Raw genomic sequence first — 17,795 nt, 5'->3', positions numbered from 1 at the left:
TTGAGGTTTGAGTATGTCGATTACCCTTAGCGACAGCGCTGCCGCGCGAGTAAGCTCTTTTCTGGCGAACCGTGGTAAAGGCTTTGGCCTGCGACTGGGCGTACGTACCTCCGGCTGTTCTGGTATGGCTTACGTACTGGAGTTTGTTGACGAGCCGGCGTCTGATGACACCGTGTTTGAAGACAAGGGCGTGAAGGTGGTGGTCGATGGCAAAAGCCTGCAATTTCTCAACGGCACTCAACTGGACTTCGTAAAAGAAGGCCTGAACGAAGGGTTCAAATTCACGAACCCGAACGTCAAAGACGAGTGTGGTTGCGGCGAAAGCTTCCACGTTTAACCGCGCGTCATCCGAAACCCCACCGTGGCTTTGCTGCGCGTGGGGTTTGTTCTAACAGGCTACCCCTGAGATTGTTATGGATTACTTCACTCTCTTCGGACTACCCGCTCAATACCCGATCGATCTTCAGGCACTGACGGTCCGTTTTCAGGATCTGCAGCGTCAGTATCATCCGGATAAATTCGCCAGCGGGACGCAGGCAGAGCAGCTGGCTGCGGTATCGCACTCCGCGACCATCAACCAGGCCTGGCAGACGCTGCGCCATCCGCTGGCGCGTGCAGAATATCTGCTCTCGCTCCACGGCTTTGATCTGGCGAGCGAACAGCACACCGTGCGCGACACCGCGTTTCTGATGGAACAGCTGGAGCTGCGCGAAGAGCTGGATGAGATTGAACAGGCCAAAGACGAAGCGCGTCTGGAACGTTTTATCACGCGCGTGAAGGGCATGTTCGATACCCGCCATCAGCAGATGGTGGAGCAACTGAACAACGAGACCTGGGACGTGGCGGCAGACACTGTGCGCAAACTCCGTTTTCTCGATAAACTGCGAAGCAGCGCTGAACAACTCGAAGAAAAGCTGCTCGATTTTTAATTTCGGAAGCAATTATGGCCTTATTACAAATTAGTGAGCCTGGCTTAAGCGCCGCACCGCACCAGCGTCGTCTGGCGGTCGGTATTGACCTGGGCACCACCAATTCCCTCGTGGCGACCGTGCGCAGCGGCCAGGCGGAAACGCTGGCCGACGAGCAGGGCCGCCATCTGCTGCCTTCCGTGGTCCACTACCAGCAGCAGGGTCACGCGGTCGGCTATGACGCACGCGCCAACGCCGCGCGCGATCCGGCCAACACCATCAGCTCCGTAAAGCGCATGATGGGCCGCTCGCTGGCTGATATCCAGACCCGCTACCCGCACCTGCCGTATCAGCTGCAGGCCAGTGAAAACGGTCTGCCGATGATTGCCACGGCGGCCGGTTTGCTGAACCCAATTCGCGTGTCTGCTGACATCCTCAAAGCGCTGGCGGCGCGCGCGACGGCGACGCTTGGCGGCGATCTGGACGGCGTAGTGATCACCGTTCCGGCCTATTTTGACGACGCACAGCGACAGGGCACCAAAGACGCCGCGCGTCTGGCGGGCCTGCACGTGCTGCGCCTGCTGAACGAACCGACGGCGGCGGCGATTGCCTACGGCCTCGACTCCGGTCAGGAAGGGGTAATTGCGGTCTACGATCTGGGCGGCGGCACCTTTGATATTTCTATCCTGCGCCTGAGCCGCGGCGTGTTTGAAGTGCTGGCGACAGGCGGGGATTCCGCGCTCGGCGGCGATGATTTCGACCATCTGCTGGCGGACTACATCCGCGATCAGGCGGGCATCAGCGATCGCAGCGATGCGCGCGTTCAGCGCGAACTGCTGGATGCGGCCATCGACGCCAAAATTGCGCTGAGCGATGCGCAGTCGGTCAGTGTTAATGTCGCAGGCTGGCAGGGTGACATCACCCGTGACCAGTTCAGCGAGCTGATTGCGCCTCTGGTTAAACGCACCCTGCTGGCCTGCCGTCGCGCATTGAAGGATGCGGGCGTGGAGGCTGACGAGGTGCTGGAAGTGGTCATGGTGGGCGGCTCAACGCGCGTGCCGCTGGTGCGTGAGCGCGTGGGCGAATTCTTTGGCCGCACGCCGCTGACCTCCATCGACCCGGACAAAGTGGTTGCCGTCGGCGCCGCTATCCAGGCCGATATTCTGGTTGGCAACAAGCCGGACAGCGAAATGCTGCTGCTGGATGTCATCCCGCTGTCTCTCGGTTTAGAAACCATGGGCGGCCTGGTGGAGAAAGTGATCCCGCGTAACACCACCATTCCGGTGGCGCGTGCGCAGGAGTTCACCACCTTCAAAGACGGCCAGACCGCGATGTCCATCCACGTGATGCAGGGCGAGCGCGAACTGGTGCAGGACTGCCGCTCTCTGGCGCGCTTTGCGCTGCGCGGCATCCCGGCGCTGCCAGCTGGCGGGGCGCATATTCGCGTGACCTTCCAGGTAGATGCGGACGGCCTGCTGAGCGTCACGGCGATGGAAAAATCGACCGGCGTGGAGTCGTCCATCCAGGTGAAGCCGTCCTACGGCCTGACCGATGGCGAAATCGCCTCCATGATCCAGGATTCAATGAGCTACGCCGAGCAGGATGTGAAGGCGCGTATGCTGGCTGAACAGAAAGTTGAAGCCGCACGTGTGCTGGAAAGTCTGAACGGGGCGCTCGCTGCCGATGCCGCGCTGTTAAGCGCCGCCGAGCGTCAGGTGATTGACGAGGCTGCCGCGCGCTTACGCGCAGTCGCCGAAGGCAATGACGCTGGCGCAATAGAAGAAGCCATTAAAAACGTTGATAAACAAACCCAGGACTTCGCTGCTCGCCGCATGGACAAATCTGTCCGCGTCGCGCTGAAAGGCCAGTCCGTGGACGAGGTTTAATATGCCAAAGATTGTTATTTTGCCTCATGCGGACCTCTGTCCGGATGGCGCTGTTCTGGAAGCGAAGACCGGTGAAACCATTCTCGATGTTGCCCTGCGTGCAGGTATCGAAGTGGAACACGCCTGTGAAAAATCCTGTGCCTGCACCACCTGCCACTGCATCGTGCGTGAAGGTTTTGACTCTCTCGCCGAGAGCACCGAAGACGAAGACGACATGCTGGATAAAGCATGGGGTCTGGAGCCAGACAGCCGCCTGAGCTGCCAGGCCGCGGTGACCGATGAAGATCTGGTCGTGGAATTCCCACGCTACACCATCAACCACGCACGCGAGCATTAATATGGGACTGAAGTGGACAGACAGCCGTGAAATCGGCGAAGCGCTCTACGACGCGAACCCGGATCTCGATCCCAAAACCGTACGATTCACCGACATGCACCAGTGGATCTGCGATTTAGAGGATTTCGACGACGATCCAAACGCATCCAATGAAAAAATTCTGGAGGCGATTCTGTTAGTCTGGTTAGATGAAGCAGAATAAATAACAAAACGGGCTGCCTTCAGGCGGCCCGTTTGCTAGTTGCTAATAAGGAAAAATAAAATGACCGAAGCGATGAAGATTACGCTCTCTACGCAGCCCGCCGACGCGCGCTGGGGCGAGAAAGCCAGCTACAGCATCAACAACGACGGTATCACCCTGCACCTGACGGGCAAAGATGATTTAGGTCTGATCCAGCGCGCCGCGCGTAAAATTGACGGCCTGGGCATTAAGCATGTCTCGCTGGAAGGCGAAGGTTGGGATACTGACCGCAGCTGGGCGTTCTGGGCGGGCTACAAAGGCCCGAAAGGCACCCGCAAAATTGAGTGGGCGAACCTCGACGAAGCCGGTCAAAAAGAGCTGGAAAGCCGCCTGCACATTATCGACTGGGTGCGCGACACCATTAACGCCCCGGCGGAGGAGTTAGGCCCTGAGCAACTGGCGCAGCGTGCGGTTGACCTGCTGTGCGGCGTGGCGGGGGATAACATGTCCTACCGCATCACCAAAGGTGAAGATCTGCGCGAGCAGAACTACATGGGCATTCATACCGTGGGCCGTGGCTCCGAACGTCCTCCGGTCCTGCTGGCGCTGGATTACAACCCAACCGGCGATAAAGAAGCGCCGGTCTTTGCCTGCCTGGTCGGTAAAGGTATCACCTTCGACACCGGCGGCTACAGCCTGAAGCAAAGTGCGTTCATGGATTCCATGAAGTCCGACATGGGCGGCGCGGCAACCATCACCGGCGCGCTGGCATTCGCCATCACCCGCGGTCTGAACAAGCGCGTGAAGCTCTACCTGTGTTGCGCGGACAACATGGTGAGCGGCAACGCCTTCAAGCTGGGCGACATCATTCGCTACCGCAACGGTAAAAATGTCGAAGTGATGAACACCGATGCCGAAGGCCGTCTGGTGCTGGCCGATGGCCTGATCGACGCCTCTGCCCAGAAGCCAGAGCTGATTATCGACATGGCGACCCTGACCGGCGCGGCGAAAACCGCCCTGGGCAACGACTACCACGCGCTGTTCAGCTTTGACGACAAGCTGGCCGCTCGCCTGCTGGCAAGCGCGGCTGCGGAAAACGAACCGTTCTGGCGTCTGCCGCTGGCCGAGTTCCACCGCAGCCAGCTGCCGTCTAACTTTGCCGAGCTGAATAACACCGCGAGCGCGGCGTACCCGGCGGGGGCAAGTACCGCAGCAGGCTTCCTGTCGCACTTCGTTGAGAACTATCACGAGGGCTGGCTGCACATCGACTGCTCCGCAACCTACCGTAAGGCGGCAGTTGAGCAGTGGTCCGCGGGTGCGACCGGTCTGGGCGTGCGTACCGTGGCGAACCTGCTGACGGCTGAGTGATCTTTTTTGCCCGTCGGCGCTGCGCTTGCACGGGCCTGTGGTTTTGTAGGCCGGGTAAGCAAAGCGCCACCCGGCGTTTATTGAAGTAGCCAAACTATGTCAGATACCAAAAACGAATTAGAAACCCTGCTGGAACAGGCGGCGACCGAGCCCGCCCACCGTCCTGCATTTTTCCGCACGCTACTGGAATCCACCGTCTGGGTACCGGGCACCGCGGCGGAAGGTGAGCAGGTTGTCGAAGACAGCGCGCTGGATCTGCTGCACTGGGAGAAAGATGACGGCACGTCGGTTATCCCGTTCTTCACTTCATTGGAAGCGTTGCAGGAAGCGGTAGAAGATGAACAGGCGTTCGTGGTGATGCCGGTGCGCACGCTGTTCGAAATGACGCTGGGCCAGACGCTGTTCCTTAACGCTAAGCTGCCAACCGGGAAAGAGTTTACCCCGCGCGAGATCAGCCACCTGATTGGTGAAGAGGGTAACCCGCTTAGCACCCAGGAGGTGCTGGAAGGGGGCGAAACGCTGCTGCTGTCTGAGGTGGCCGAGCCGCCTGCGCAGATGATCGATTCGCTGACCACGCTGTTCAAAACTCTGAAACCGGTAAGACGCGCGTTCCTCTGCTCTATCAAAGAGAGCGCTGACGAAAAGCCTGTTCTGCTGATTGGGATTGAAGCCGACGGCGATATCGACGACATCATTCAGGCGGCGGGAAGCGTGGCCACCGACACGCTGCCGGGCGATGAGCCGATCGATATCTGTCAGGTGAAAAACGGTGAGAAGGGCATCAGCCATTTTATTACCGAGCACATCACGCCGTTCTACGAGCGTCGCTGGGGCGGCTTCCTGCGCGATCTCAAGACCAACCGCATCATCTGATTACGGCGGGGTGAATGTCACCCCGTTGCCTCCAGCAGCAGTAAATCCATCAGCAGCACCAGATTCGACTCAAACGACGTCACGCCCGCGGCTTCGGCAGCGAAGTGCACCGCCTCGTCATACAGCGCAAAGTGCACGTCCGCCATGCCCGCCAGCGTATTGGCCGAGGCGCGGGTAAAGGCGACGACCGTCATGCCGACGTTTTTGGCAATCCGCGCCTTATCCAGCACCTGTTCCGTTTCGCCGCTGCGGGAGACGGCAATAAATACCTGATAACGCGCAGCGTTGCTGAGAAAAATGTTTCGGCTGTCCCCCGGCCCGGAGATGAACGCCGTTTTGCCCAACACCTGCAGCTTCTTGGTCAGGTATTCGGCAAAGAGATAGGAAAACCCGGCGCCGTAGAGAAAGAAGCTCTCTTTCTGCCGCAGCAGGTCGGCGAACTGCTGGCGCTTCTCCTGCGTGATCCACTGGAAGGTGTGCTGATAGTTAGCGATAAACTGATTAAACAGCGCCGGGAGCTCAGGAAGAGATTGCGCCTGAGCGGCAATATGCGGCGTGTCGGAGAGCAGCTGCTTGCAGTGCCAGATAAACTCACTAAAGCCGCTAAACCCCAGCTTCTGACACAGCCGCATAATGGTGGCGGTAGAAACAAACGTCGCCTGCGCCAGCTCGCGCACCGTAATGTTGCCCACCAGCAGCGGATGCTCCGTCAGGTGGGCGAGGACGCGATACTCCGCGCGGGTCAGCGACGCCCCGCGCGTTAACAGCGTGGCCAGGCGGTTATCCATTATTTCGCCGGTTCAACTGGCAGATCGTCACGCGCCCCCCATTCGCTCCAGGCGCCATCGTAGAGCGTAACGTCGTTGACGCCGAGGGTGGCAAGCGCCAGGATCACCACGCAGGCCGTCACGCCGGAGCCGCAGCTGGCAATAATCGGGCGATGTAAATCCACGCCCGCGCGGTCAAAAATGGCACGCAGCTCGTCGGTAGTTTTCAGTTCGCCCTCAAACACCAGGTCGCCCCACGGCACGTTCAGCGCACCTGGAATATGGCCTCGTCTCAGCCCTGGACGTGGTTCATCCGCTTCAGCGTTAAAGCGTGGTGCAGGGCGCGCATCGACGATTTGCGCCGTCTTTTCATGGCTCGCGACCAGTACGTCGGTCAGGCGCTTCACCACGTTAGCGTCGAACGTCGCGTCGAACTCGCCTTCCGGCAGCGTCACGTCGCCCTGCTGGAGCGGCAGCTCGTCACGCTTCCAGCCCGCCAGACCGCCCGCCAGAATCGAGACTTTTTCCACGCCAAACTGTTTCAGCATCCACCATGCGCGCGGCGCGGAGAACAGATTGCCTTCATCGTAAACAACAAGATGTTTGTCTTTGCTGACGCCCAGCTCGCGCATCGCCACGGAAAACGCTTCCGGGCGCGGCAGCATGTGCGGCAGGGGAGAGGTATGATCGGAGAGGGCTTCGATATCAAAAAATACCGCGCCAGGCAGATGCCCTGCGCGGTATTCACCGGGAACGTCACGATGTTCCTGGCCCGGCGGGGCCATACGCGCGTCAATAATCTGGACTTCCGGATCGTCGCCGTGCTCAATCAGCCAGTCGGCGGCGACAAAATATGAGGTGGACATGGGTTGCCTCCATTCTTTTCCGTAAAAAAGGATTGTCGGTGTTTTTTCTGACACCGACAAGCAAACCACGTTCAACTCGCGAGCAAGCCCCTATTTTTTCACCGTTTCGCCGTCCTGCCAGGCTTTTTGCAGCGCAGGCCAGTAGTCGCGGTTGGCTTCTATCATCTCATCCAGAATCGCTTTTGCGTGCTCCATGGTGGGCACGGTGCGGTTGAGGGTGAACGCCTGAAGCGCTTTCTCATAGCTGCCTTCGATGGTCGCCTCTACCAGCAGCTGTTCAGACGCCAGCTGCTGTTGCAGCAGGGTCTGGTGGAACAGCGGTACCAGCCCCACGCGCACAGGCTCCGGCCCTTCGGAGGTGATGTAGGCGGGTACTTCCACCACCGCATCGTATGGCAGATTAGTAATCGCCCCGCGGTTCTCCACCATTACCAGATGGCGTTGGCGCAGGTTAAAGGCCAGCGAGCAGGCGACATCGACGATAAACTCGCCGTGAACGCCCACGTGGAAGGCATCCGGTAAAATCCCGGTGCGCTTGTACTCTTCGGCGGCGGCGAACAGCTTTTTCTCACGCCCGTTCATCACTTCGTTGGCGCGGGTATAGTCCGGGTTCTGATGCTCCACAATCTGGTTCGGCATCAGGTAGTACTGCAGGTACGGGTTCGGCAGGTACTCCGGGAAGTTATCCATAATCGGCTTGATGTTGCGCCAGGTTTTAACCCACGAAGGATCCGAGTGCTGCGGATCGGTTTTTGCGGCATCTTCCGTCAGCAGGCCAAACTTCGCGATATGTTTACGCAGCTCCGGTAATTTGTCCTCGCCGTCCACCAGCACGCGGGTAAACCAGCCGAAGTGGTTCAGGCCAAAGTAGTCCACCTCCAGTTTGCGACGATCGACACCCAGAATGGCCCCCATATTACGCATCGCCGCGACCGGCATATCGCAGATGTTCAGCACGCGAGCATTTGGTCGCAGGCGTCGCACGCCCTCCGCGACGATCGCCGCCGGGTTGGAGTAGTTCACGATCCAGGCTTTCTCATGCGCGTAGCGATCCACCAGATCGATAAGCTCGACCATCGGCAGGATCGTGCGCAGTCCGTAGGCCAGCCCGCCGGGGCCGCAGGTCTCCTGGCCGACCACGCCGTGACGCAGCGGGATCTTCTCATCCTGCTCGCGCATTTTGTACTGGCCGACGCGCATCTGGGCGAAAACGAAATGCGCGCCGCTGAAGGCCACTTCCGGGTCACTGGTGACGGTAAATTTGATGCTCTGGCTGTGGTCGCGAATCACTTTCTCAACCACCGGCGCAATGGTGTTCTGACGCGCCTCGTCGATGTCATAGAGGCGGATTTCGGCCAGCGGAAAATCCTGCAGGCGCACCATCAGGCTTTTCACAATACCCGGCGTGTAAGTGCTGCCGCCGCCGGCAATCGACAGAATGAATGGGGGTGTAAACATCTTTAGCTCCTTTCAGAGAAACGTCTCAACGGCTTCTCGCATTTTTTTGACGTGCAGCCCGTAGACCACCTGAACGTTGTTACCTTGTTTGATAACCCCTTTCGCGCCGGTCGCCTTCAGGCGCGGCTCGTCGATGATGGCGACATCCTTCACCGTGACGCGTAAGCGGGTGTAGCAGTTATCCACAACCTCAATATTTTCCCGGCCGCCCAGGCCCACCACGATGGACTCGCCCAGCCCGTCGTTATTGCCTTTCGCCTGGTACTCCTGCTTGCTGTAGAGGCGTGTCTCCTGATCTTCATCCTCACGGCCCGGCGTTTTCATGTTGAAACGCAGGATAAGGAAGCGGAACACCACGAAGTAGAGGGCAAACATGATCAGCCCAACCACGATGTACATCGGCCAGTTGGATTTCTCGGTGCCGAGCGGCAGGTTGTAGAGAATGAAATCGATAATCCCGTTGGCGCCGATGGCATGAACGCCCAGCAGCGAGAACAGCATCATGCCAATACCGGTCAGGACCGCATGCACCACGAACAGTAGCGGGGCGACGAACAGGAAGGAGAATTCAATCGGTTCGGTCACGCCGACCAGCAGCGAGGTTAGCGCCGCCGGGATCAGAATGGCTTTCGCAATCGCCTTACGCTCCGGCTTCGCGGTCATGTACATCGCCAGCGCCGCGGCGGGCAGGCCGAACATCTTGCTGATGCCGCGCGCGTCCCACACTACCGTGCTGCTGAGCTGCTTCACGTCCGGGCAGGCCATCTCGGCGAAGTAGATATTGCGCGCCCCCTGGTAAGCCGTGCCGCACACCTCCTGCGTGCCCCCCAGTTCGGTATACAGGAACGGCGTATAAACCAGATGGTGCAGGCCGGTCGGCACCAGAATGCGCTCAAGGAAACCGTAGATCGCCACCCCGAACGGGCCAGAGCCTTTAATTGCCAGTGCCAGGGCGCTAATGCCGTGCTGGGCAAACGGCCAGAGTTCGCTCATTACCACGCCGAGCAGCATAGAGACGGGCAACATGACAATGGCGACAAAACAGTGGCCGGAGTAAATCGCCATCGCGCCGTTAAACTGTACGCCGGAGTATTTGTTGTACAGATAACCGGAGAGTGCCCCGGTCAGGATCCCGGCGAAAACGCCCATCTCCAGCACCTGAACGCCCAGCACCATGCTTTGCCCGGCGGCTTTCATCTGCTCAGCAGGGGCAAGCTCGCCCTGCAGCTGCAGCGTCACGTTCATGGCGTTGATAAACACCACGAAAGTCACCAGACCAATCAGCGCCGCGTAGCCTTTATCGCGCGTCGCCAGACCAATCGGGATCCCGACGGCAAACACCAGCGCCAGGTTGACCAGCACCGACACGGCAGATTTGGCGATCAGCTGGCCGATACTCTGGATAAGCGGATGACCAAGGAACGGCAGGTATTCGGCCAGGTTACCGTTGCCCAGCACATTGCCAAAGGCGATAAACAGACCGACAATCGGTAAGATAAGTACCGGTCCGTATAATGATTTTCCGAAATTTTGTAGGGCGTTCACGGCTCGTTTCATGGCTTTCTCTCTTTTTGAACCGCGCACTCGGGGTGCGTCATGGTCATAAAACTAGCAGGCTCTGAGCGAACATATCCAGCTATCCTCTTGTTTTAAAAACAAATGACGTAAAAGGTAACATGTGACGTTATGCGTTGTGATCGCGGTTCCATCCCGGTGTAGCGGCGTGATGCCATTCTGCGAGGCGCTTTCCAGATTCTTAAATTGGACTTTTTGTATTAACGAAACTTGCGGATAATACTTATCCGGACGACGACCAACAGGCCCCCTCAGGCCAGGGACACAGGATGAAACCGTTTCGCTTAGCCGCGATCTCTCTCGCGCTGCTCACCACCTTTACGCTTGTCGGCTGTGATAACAGCGACGATAAACCTCAGGCTGCGGCTCCCGCAGCATCCACCGCATCAACACCGAAAGCCGCGGAAAAGCCCGACGCTGAAAAGCTGGCTAAAATGGCCGCCCAGAGTCAGGGAAAAGCGCTGACTCTGCTTGATGCGTCTGAAGTGCAACTGGACGGCGCCGCTACGCTGGTGCTGACCTTCTCTGTCCCGCTGGATCCGGAACAGGATTTCGCGCAGACGGTTCACGTCGTGGATAAGAAAAGCGGCAAAGTTGACGGGGCGTGGGAACTTGCGCCTAACCTGAAAGAGCTTCGCCTGCGCCATCTGGAGCCTAACCGAAACCTGGTCATCACCGTGGATCGTGGCCTGGTGGCGCTGAACAAAGCGACCTTTGGCATTGATTATGAAAAAGCCCTGACCACGCGAGATATAGAGCCGTCGGTCGGTTTCGCCAGCCGCGGCTCGCTGCTGCCGGGCAAAGTGGTGGAAGGGCTGCCGGTGATGGCGCTTAACGTCAACAATGTGGACGTCAATTTCTACCGCGTGAAGCCGGAGTCGCTGGCCTCGTTTGTCAGCCAGTGGGAGTACCGCAACTCGCTGACCAACTGGGAATCTGACAATCTGTTGAAGATGGCGGAACTGGTCTATACCGGTCGTTTTGACCTCAACCCGGCGCGCAACACGCGTGAAAAACTGCTCCTGCCGCTTAAAGATATCAAGCCGCTTCAGCAGTCCGGCGTTTATATCGCCGTCATGAACCAGGCAGGGCACTACAACTACAGCAATGCCGCAACGCTCTTTACCCTGAGCGATATCGGTTTGTCTGCTCACCGCTATCATAACCGGCTGGACATTTTCACCCAGAGCCTGGAAAACGGTGCGGCGCAGTCCGGCGTCACCGTCACGCTGCTGAATGACAAAGGTCAGACGCTCGCCGAAGCCAGCAGCGACGCCGACGGCCATGCGAAGCTTGAAACAGACAAAGAAGCCGTGCTGATCCTCGCCAGCAAAGACGGCCAGACTACGCTGCTCGATCTCAAGCTCCCAGCGCTCGACCTGGCAGAGTTCGACATCGCCGGTAGCCCCGGCTTCAGCAAGCAATTCTTTATGTTTGGCCCACGCGATCTCTATCGTCCGGGTGAAACGGTGATCCTTAACGGCCTGCTGCGCGACAGCGACGGAAAACCGCTTCCCGATCAGCCCGTGAAGCTTGACGTGCTGCGCCCGGACGGGCAGGTGGCACGCACGATCGTTGTTCAGCCTGAGAACGGCCTCTACCGCTTCAATTACCCGCTGGATAGCGGTGCCCAGACCGGCATGTGGCATATTCGCGCGAATATCGGTGATAACCAGCAGCGCCTGTGGGATTTCCACGTCGAAGATTTTATGCCCGAGCGTATGGCGCTCAATCTGACGGGACTAAAAGCACCGGTTTCCCCACAGGATGAGGTGGACTTCAACATCGTGGGCTATTACCTGTATGGCGCTCCGGCCAACGGCAATTCTCTTCAGGGCCAGCTTTTCCTGCGTCCGCTGCGTGAGGCCGTTGCTGCGCTGCCCGGCTTCCAGTTTGGTGATATTGCGGAAGAAAACCTGAGCCGCAGTCTGGATGAAGTGCAGCTTACGCTGGATGAGCAGGGTCACGGGCAGGTCACCATCGAAAGCCAGTGGAAAGAGGTACACTCTCCTCTGCAGCTGATCCTGCAGGCGAGCCTGCTGGAATCAGGCGGTCGTCCGGTGACGCGCCGCGCGGAGCAGGCTATCTGGCCGGCGGCGCAACTGCCGGGTATCCGTCCGCAGTTCGCCAGTAAGGCGGTCTACGACTACCGTACCGATACCACCGTCAACCAACCGATCGTCGACGAGAACGGCAACGCCAGCTTTGACATCGTCTATGCCGATGCCAGCGGCGCGAAAAAAGCGGTATCCGGCTTACAGGTACGCCTGATCCGTGAACGCCGTGACTATTTCTGGAACTGGTCCGAGAGCGAAGGCTGGCAGTCTCAGTTTGATCAAAAAGAGCTGATTGAGGGCGAGCAGGAGCTTAGCCTTAAGGCCGATGAAACCGGCAAAGTCACCTTCCCGGTGGAGTGGGGCTCATACCGTCTGGAAGTGAAAGCGCCTGATGATGTGGTCAGCAGCGTGCGCTTCTGGGCAGGTTACAGCTGGCAGGATAACAGCGACGGCACGGGTGCGGTGCGCCCTGACCGCGTGACCCTGAAACTGGATAAACCGGCCTATCAGCCAGGCGATACCATCCAGCTGCACATTGCAGCGCCAGCCGCAGGCAAGGGCTATGCGATGATCGAGTCCAGCGAAGGGCCGCTGTGGTGGAAAGAGATCGACGTACCGGCAAACGGGCTCGATCTTTCCATTCCGGTGGATAAAGCCTGGAAACGTCACGATCTCTATCTCAGTACGCTGGTGGTGCGTCCTGGCGATAAATCCAAATCCGCCACGCCGAAGCGCGCGGTTGGTCTGCTGCATCTGCCGATGGGCGACGAAAATCGCCGCCTGAACATAGCGCTGGATAACCCGCAGAAAATGCGTCCAAACCAGACGCTCTCCGTGAAGGTGAAGGCCAGCGTGAAAGAGGGGGCGGTTCCGCAGAAAGTGAACGTGCTGGTCTCGGCGGTGGACAGCGGCGTGCTGAACATTACCGATTACGTTACGCCAGATCCATGGCAGGCCTTCTTCGGCCAGAAGCGTTACGGCGCCGATATCTATGATATCTACGGCCAGGTCATTGAAGGGCAGGGCCGCATGGCCGCGCTGCGTTTCGGTGGTGACGGCGATGAACTCAAGCGCGGCGGTAAACCGCCGGTGAACCACGTCACCATTATTGCCCAACAGGCTCAGCCGGTTACGCTGGATGCCAACGGAGAAGGCACCGTTACGCTGCCTATTGGTGATTTCAACGGCGAACTGCGTCTGATGGCGCAGGCGTGGACGGAAGATGATTTCGGCAGCAGCGAAAGCAAGGTTGTGGTGGCCGCGCCGGTTATTACCGAGCTTAATACTCCGCGCTTCCTGGCAAGTGGAGATACCTCACGGCTGACGCTGGATCTCACTAACCTGACCGACAAACCGCAATCGCTGAACGTCGCCCTGAGCGCGACAGGAAAAGTGTCGCTGGAAGGTGCACAGCCGCAGCCGGTTCAGTTGCCGCCGGGCGCGCGCAGTACCCTGTTTATTCCGGTGCGTGCGCTGGAGGGTTATGGCGACGGTGAGGTGACGGCGCAGGTTACCGGCCTGGAGCTTCCGGGCGAAACCTTTGCCCCGCAGCAGAAGAGCTGGAAAATTGGCGTACGTCCGGCATTCCCGGCGCAGACGGTCAATACCGGTGCCATGCTGAACCCCGGCGAGTCCTGGACCGCACCGGCGCAGCACAGCAACGGTTTCTCTCCTGCCACCCTGCAGGGGCAACTGCTGCTGAGCGGCAAACCACCGCTCAACCTGGCGCGCTATATTCGTGAACTGCAGGCGTATCCGTATGGCTGCCTGGAGCAGACCACCAGCGGCCTGTTCCCGTCACTCTATACCAACGCCGCGCAGCTTACCGCGCTTGGTATAAAAGGAGATACCGATGACCAGCGCCGTGCTGCCATTGATATTGGGATCTCCCGTCTGCTGCAGATGCAGCGTGATGATGGCGGTTTTGCCTTGTGGGATAAAAACGGCCCTGAAGAGTACTGGCTGACCGCCTATGTGACTGACTTCCTGGTGCGCGCGGGCGAGCAGGGTTATAGCGTACCTGCCGATGCGGTGAACAACGCCAACAACCGTCTGCTGCGCTACCTGCAGGATCCGGGCATGATGTCTATCCGCTACAGCGACGACGCCAAGGCCAGCAAATTTGCCGTGCAGGCGTATGCCTCGCTGGTGCTGGCGCGTCAGCAAAAAGCCCCGCTGGGCGCGCTGCGTGAAATCTGGGAGCGCCACGGGCAGGCGGCTTCCGGGCTGCCGCTGATGCAGCTGGGCATGGCGCTCAAACTGATGGGCGATGCGCCGCGCAGCCAGCAGGCGCTGGATCTGGCGCTCAAAACACCGCGTAACGACAGAAAAACATGGATGGCCGATTACGGCAGCCCGCTTCGCGATAACGCGCTGATGCTCTCCCTTCTGGAGGAGTATAAATTGCTGCCGGATGCGCAAAATACGCTGCTGAATGCTCTTTCTGAACAGGCATTCAGCCAGCGCTGGCTATCCACCCAGGAGAGCAATGCGCTGTTCCTGGCCGGACGTTCGCTGCAAACCCTGTCAGGTGCATGGCAGGCGAAAACCACGTTGTCTGATACCGCATCAGGCGGCGATAAGGCGCAGGTACAAAACGTAAGCGGCGACCAGCTTGGTGCGCTTCAGGTAACCAATACCGGCACGGCACCGCTGTGGGTACGTCTGGACAGTACCGGCTATCCGGAATATGCGCCTCAGCCGAGTTCCAACGTGCTGCAGGTTGAACGTCATATCCTGGCAACCGATGGCAGCAGCAAATCGCTCTCTTCGCTGAAGAGCGGTGAGCTGGTGCTGGTCTGGCTTGAAGTGAAAGCCAGCCAGAACGTGCCAGATGCGCTGGTTGTGGATCTCCTCCCGGCTGGTCTGGAGCTGGAAAACCAGAACCTGGCGAGCAGCAGCGCAAGCCTGCAGGACAGCGGCAGCGAAGTGCAGAACCTGCTCAGCCAGATGCAGCAGGCGGACATTCAGCACATGGAGTTCCGCGACGACCGCTTTGTGGCCGCCGTGCCGGTAAACGAAGGTCAGCCGGTTACGCTGGTTTATCTGGCCCGTGCCGTAACGCCGGGCACCTACCAGGTGCCGGTTCCGATGGTGGAGTCTATGTACGTTCCGCAGTGGCGGGCAACGGGTGCGGCCAGCGGCCCGCTGATTGTTGTTCCGTAATATGTTGATAGCGCGTCTGACACGCTCCCGCTGGCTTTGGCTGGCGGGAGCGCTTCTCGTTTTAGGGGGGCTGATTGTCGCCGCCGACCGCCTGTGGCCGCTGCCTCTGAAAGAGGTTAACCCCGCACGAGTTGTGGTGGACGAGAAGGGCGCGCCGCTCTGGCGTTTTGCCGACAGCGAAGGCATCTGGCGCTACCCGGTGACCATTGAAGAGGTTTCTCCCCGTTATCTTGAGGCTCTGATCCAGTACGAAGATCGCTGGTTCTGGGAGCATCCGGGCGTAAACCCGCTCTCTGTCCTGCGCGCCGCCTGGCAGGATCTCAGTTCCGGAAGAGTGGTTTCGGGAGGAAGCACGCTTACCATGCAGGTGGCACGCCTGCTGGATCCGCATCCGCGCACCTTTGGCGGCAAAATTCGCCAGCTCTGGCGGGCGATGCAGCTGGAATGGCACCTCTCTAAGCGTGACATTCTTACGCTCTATCTCAATCGTGCTCCGTTTGGCGGCACGCTGCAGGGCGTGGGAGCAGCAAGCTGGACCTACCTTGGGAAACCCCCGTCGCAGCTGAGCTACTCCGACGCGGCGTTGCTGGCGGTACTGCCGCAGGCACCCAGCCGTCTGCGCCCGGATCGCTGGCCCGAGCGGGCCGAAGCGGCACGCAACAAAGTGCTCGATCGCATGATGATTCAGGGCGTCTGGTCAGCAAAGCAGGTGAAGGAGTCTCGTGAAGAGCCGGTATGGCTGGCTCCCCGGCAGATGCCGCAGCTGGCGCCGCTCTTTGCACGCATGATGCTCGGCAAAAGCCGCGACACAAAAATTGTCACTACGCTGGATGCCGGACTGCAACGGCAGCTGGAAGAGCTGGCGATGAACTGGAAATCCCGCCTGCCGGCACGCAGTTCGCTGGCGATGATCGTGGTCGATCATACCGACATGAAGGTGCGCGGCTGGGTGGGATCGGTGGATATCAACGATGACAGTCGTTTTAGCCACGTGGATATGGTCAACGCGATCCGATCGCCGGGATCGGTGTTAAAACCCTTTATTTACGGTATGGCGCTGGACGATGGCCTGATCCATCCCGCCTCGCTGCTTCAGGACGTGCCCAGAAAAACCGGTGATTATCGCCCAGGAAATTTTGACAGCGGGTTCCACGGACCGGTCAGCATGAGTGAAGCGCTGGTGCGCTCTCTCAACCTGCCAGCCGTCCAGGTGCTGGAAGCCTACGGTCCCAAACGGTTTACCGGGATGCTGAGTAACGCAGGCCTGCCGCTGATCCTGCCTGCGGGCGCGCAGCCGAATCTGTCGCTGATCCTGGGTGGCGCAGGCGCGAGGCTGGCAGATATCGCCGCCGCGTACAGCGCCTTTGCAAGGCATGGCAAGGCGGGCCGGCTGCGCTTACAGCCGGGCGACCCGCTAACTGAACGCCCGCTGTTATCGCCAGGTTCGGCGTGGATTATTCGCCGTATTCTGGCGAATGAAGCGCAGCCGCTGCCGGATAATGCGCTACCGCAAATCGCCCCGCTGGCATGGAAAACCGGTACCAGCTACGGCTACCGTGATGCCTGGGCCATCGGTCTGAATGCCCGCTACGTGATAGGCATCTGGACCGGACGACCGGACGGCACGCCAGTGGCGGGGCAGTTTGGTTTCGCCAGCGCAGTGCCGCTATTAAACCAGGTCAATAACCTGCTTCAGTCGCGCTCGACAATAGACGAAGCCCGCCTGCCGCGCGATCCGCGCCCGGAAAGCGTTGGGCGGGGTGTGATCTGCTGGCCGGGCGGCCAGTCGCTGCCGGAAGGCAGTGAAAACTGTCGGCGTCGTCTTTCGACCTGGCTGCTGGAAGGGAGTGAACCACCCACGCTGCTGCTGCCGGAACAGGAAGGCATTCGCGGCATTCGTTTCCCGGTCTGGCTGGATAAAACGGGCAAGCGTGTGGCGGCAGATTGCCCTGATGCCACAGAAAAAGTTCTCGACGTCTGGCCGCTGCCGCTGGAGCCGTGGCTGCCCGCAGCGGAAAAAAGGGCTGCGCGTCTTCCTGCGAGATCGACGCTCTGCCCGCCGCTGGATAATAACAATGCAGCACCGCTTATGATTTCGGGTATCAGAGAGGGGGCTGTTATTAAGCGACTCCCTGGTGAAGGGAACGTGACGCTATCTGTTATTACGACTGGAGGAGAAGGTGGGCGCTGGTGGTTTTTAAATGGAGAACCGTTAGAAGGCCGCAATAATACTCATTCATTAAAATTATATTTGCCTGGCGAATATCAATTACTTGTAATGGATGACTCAGGACAAACGGCGACGGTGAATTTTGAATTAGACCGTTAAGTGTTACCCCCGAAGAGTTAGTTTG

General features: G+C 59.2%; 13 protein-coding genes. 9 read left to right on the top strand and 4 right to left on the bottom strand.

What is annotated here, in order from left to right:
• The first annotated feature begins 13 nt into the window (after window positions 1–13).
• From iscA to sseB, 7 genes are all read left to right on the top strand, one after another.
• Window positions 14–337: an iron-sulfur cluster assembly protein IscA gene (gene iscA, locus OKF39_RS17655; RefSeq protein WP_003860659.1), complete on the top strand. Its 324-nt coding sequence runs from the start codon at window positions 14–16 to the stop codon at window positions 335–337.
• A 76-nt stretch (window positions 338–413) separates the two neighbouring features.
• Window positions 414–929 carry a co-chaperone HscB gene (hscB, locus tag OKF39_RS17650; RefSeq protein ID WP_045260178.1) on the top strand — a complete coding sequence of 172 codons (516 nt, stop codon included), beginning with the start codon at window positions 414–416 and terminating at the stop codon, window positions 927–929.
• 14 nt (window positions 930–943) lie between these two features.
• Window positions 944–2,794 carry a Fe-S protein assembly chaperone HscA gene (gene hscA / locus OKF39_RS17645; RefSeq protein WP_479983205.1) on the top strand — a complete coding sequence of 617 codons (1,851 nt, stop codon included), beginning with the start codon at window positions 944–946 and terminating at the stop codon, window positions 2,792–2,794.
• A 1-nt stretch (window position 2,795) separates the two neighbouring features.
• Window positions 2,796–3,131, top strand: a complete 336-nt coding sequence (gene fdx, locus OKF39_RS17640; RefSeq protein WP_003860652.1) for an ISC system 2Fe-2S type ferredoxin — start codon at window positions 2,796–2,798, stop codon at window positions 3,129–3,131.
• 1 nt (window position 3,132) lies between these two features.
• On the top strand, window positions 3,133–3,333 hold the full coding sequence (gene iscX, locus OKF39_RS17635) for a Fe-S cluster assembly protein IscX (protein WP_003860650.1): 201 nt from the start codon (window positions 3,133–3,135) through the stop codon (window positions 3,331–3,333).
• 60 nt (window positions 3,334–3,393) lie between these two features.
• The gene (pepB, locus tag OKF39_RS17630; protein WP_088204541.1) at window positions 3,394–4,680 is read left to right on the top strand and encodes an aminopeptidase PepB; all 1,287 of its coding nucleotides are present in this window, start codon (window positions 3,394–3,396) and stop codon (window positions 4,678–4,680) included.
• Between the two features lie 96 nt (window positions 4,681–4,776).
• On the top strand, window positions 4,777–5,553 hold the full coding sequence (gene sseB / locus OKF39_RS17625; RefSeq protein WP_045260181.1) for an enhanced serine sensitivity protein SseB: 777 nt from the start codon (window positions 4,777–4,779) through the stop codon (window positions 5,551–5,553).
• A 17-nt stretch (window positions 5,554–5,570) separates the two neighbouring features.
• Here the strand turns inward: sseB and OKF39_RS17620 are convergent, their stop codons facing one another.
• From OKF39_RS17620 to OKF39_RS17605, 4 genes are all read right to left on the bottom strand, one after another.
• Window positions 5,571–6,341, bottom strand: a complete 771-nt coding sequence (locus OKF39_RS17620) for a MurR/RpiR family transcriptional regulator (RefSeq protein ID WP_028014071.1) — start codon at window positions 6,339–6,341, stop codon at window positions 5,571–5,573.
• Entirely contained in the window at window positions 6,341–7,186 is an 846-nt protein-coding gene (sseA, locus tag OKF39_RS17615) for a 3-mercaptopyruvate sulfurtransferase (RefSeq protein WP_028014070.1), read from the bottom strand. The genes OKF39_RS17620 and sseA overlap by 1 nt, the downstream gene beginning before the upstream one ends.
• 90 nt (window positions 7,187–7,276) lie before the next feature.
• Window positions 7,277–8,644, bottom strand: a complete 1,368-nt coding sequence (locus tag OKF39_RS17610) for a 6-phospho-alpha-glucosidase (protein ID WP_041908712.1) — start codon at window positions 8,642–8,644, stop codon at window positions 7,277–7,279.
• A gap of 12 nt (window positions 8,645–8,656) precedes the next feature.
• On the bottom strand, window positions 8,657–10,201 hold the full coding sequence (locus tag OKF39_RS17605) for a PTS transporter subunit EIIC (RefSeq protein WP_069733426.1): 1,545 nt from the start codon (window positions 10,199–10,201) through the stop codon (window positions 8,657–8,659).
• Between the two features lie 287 nt (window positions 10,202–10,488).
• Between OKF39_RS17605 and OKF39_RS17600 the strand changes: the two genes are divergently transcribed.
• Both OKF39_RS17600 and pbpC read left to right on the top strand, forming a co-directional pair.
• A complete protein-coding gene (locus OKF39_RS17600) occupies window positions 10,489–15,441 on the top strand; it encodes an alpha-2-macroglobulin family protein (protein ID WP_479983204.1) in 4,953 nt (1,650 codons plus the stop codon).
• A 1-nt stretch (window position 15,442) separates the two neighbouring features.
• Window positions 15,443–17,770 carry a peptidoglycan glycosyltransferase PbpC gene (gene pbpC / locus OKF39_RS17595; RefSeq protein ID WP_479983203.1) on the top strand — a complete coding sequence of 776 codons (2,328 nt, stop codon included), beginning with the start codon at window positions 15,443–15,445 and terminating at the stop codon, window positions 17,768–17,770.
• Window positions 17,771–17,795 lie beyond the last annotated feature (25 nt).

The organism is Enterobacter cloacae complex sp. HYC042_NIDB (genome assembly GCF_056673315.1).
The sequence above is the reverse complement of the archived record's forward strand: the minus strand, read 5'-3'. Positions and strand labels throughout refer to the sequence as shown.

Coding starts and splice junctions, on each gene's coding strand:
- sseA (WP_028014070.1), bottom strand. CDS start 7,186: ATGTCCACCTCATATTTTGTCGCCGCCGACTGGCTGATTGAGCACGGC.
- sseB (WP_045260181.1), top strand. CDS start 4,777: ATGTCAGATACCAAAAACGAATTAGAAACCCTGCTGGAACAGGCGGCG.
- fdx (WP_003860652.1), top strand. CDS start 2,796: ATGCCAAAGATTGTTATTTTGCCTCATGCGGACCTCTGTCCGGATGGC.
- hscA (WP_479983205.1), top strand. CDS start 944: ATGGCCTTATTACAAATTAGTGAGCCTGGCTTAAGCGCCGCACCGCAC.
- pepB (WP_088204541.1), top strand. CDS start 3,394: ATGACCGAAGCGATGAAGATTACGCTCTCTACGCAGCCCGCCGACGCG.
- iscA (WP_003860659.1), top strand. CDS start 14: ATGTCGATTACCCTTAGCGACAGCGCTGCCGCGCGAGTAAGCTCTTTT.
- OKF39_RS17605 (WP_069733426.1), bottom strand. CDS start 10,201: ATGAAACGAGCCGTGAACGCCCTACAAAATTTCGGAAAATCATTATAC.
- iscX (WP_003860650.1), top strand. CDS start 3,133: ATGGGACTGAAGTGGACAGACAGCCGTGAAATCGGCGAAGCGCTCTAC.
- OKF39_RS17620 (WP_028014071.1), bottom strand. CDS start 6,341: ATGGATAACCGCCTGGCCACGCTGTTAACGCGCGGGGCGTCGCTGACC.
- hscB (WP_045260178.1), top strand. CDS start 414: ATGGATTACTTCACTCTCTTCGGACTACCCGCTCAATACCCGATCGAT.
- OKF39_RS17610 (WP_041908712.1), bottom strand. CDS start 8,644: ATGTTTACACCCCCATTCATTCTGTCGATTGCCGGCGGCGGCAGCACT.
- pbpC (WP_479983203.1), top strand. CDS start 15,443: ATGTTGATAGCGCGTCTGACACGCTCCCGCTGGCTTTGGCTGGCGGGA.
- OKF39_RS17600 (WP_479983204.1), top strand. CDS start 10,489: ATGAAACCGTTTCGCTTAGCCGCGATCTCTCTCGCGCTGCTCACCACC.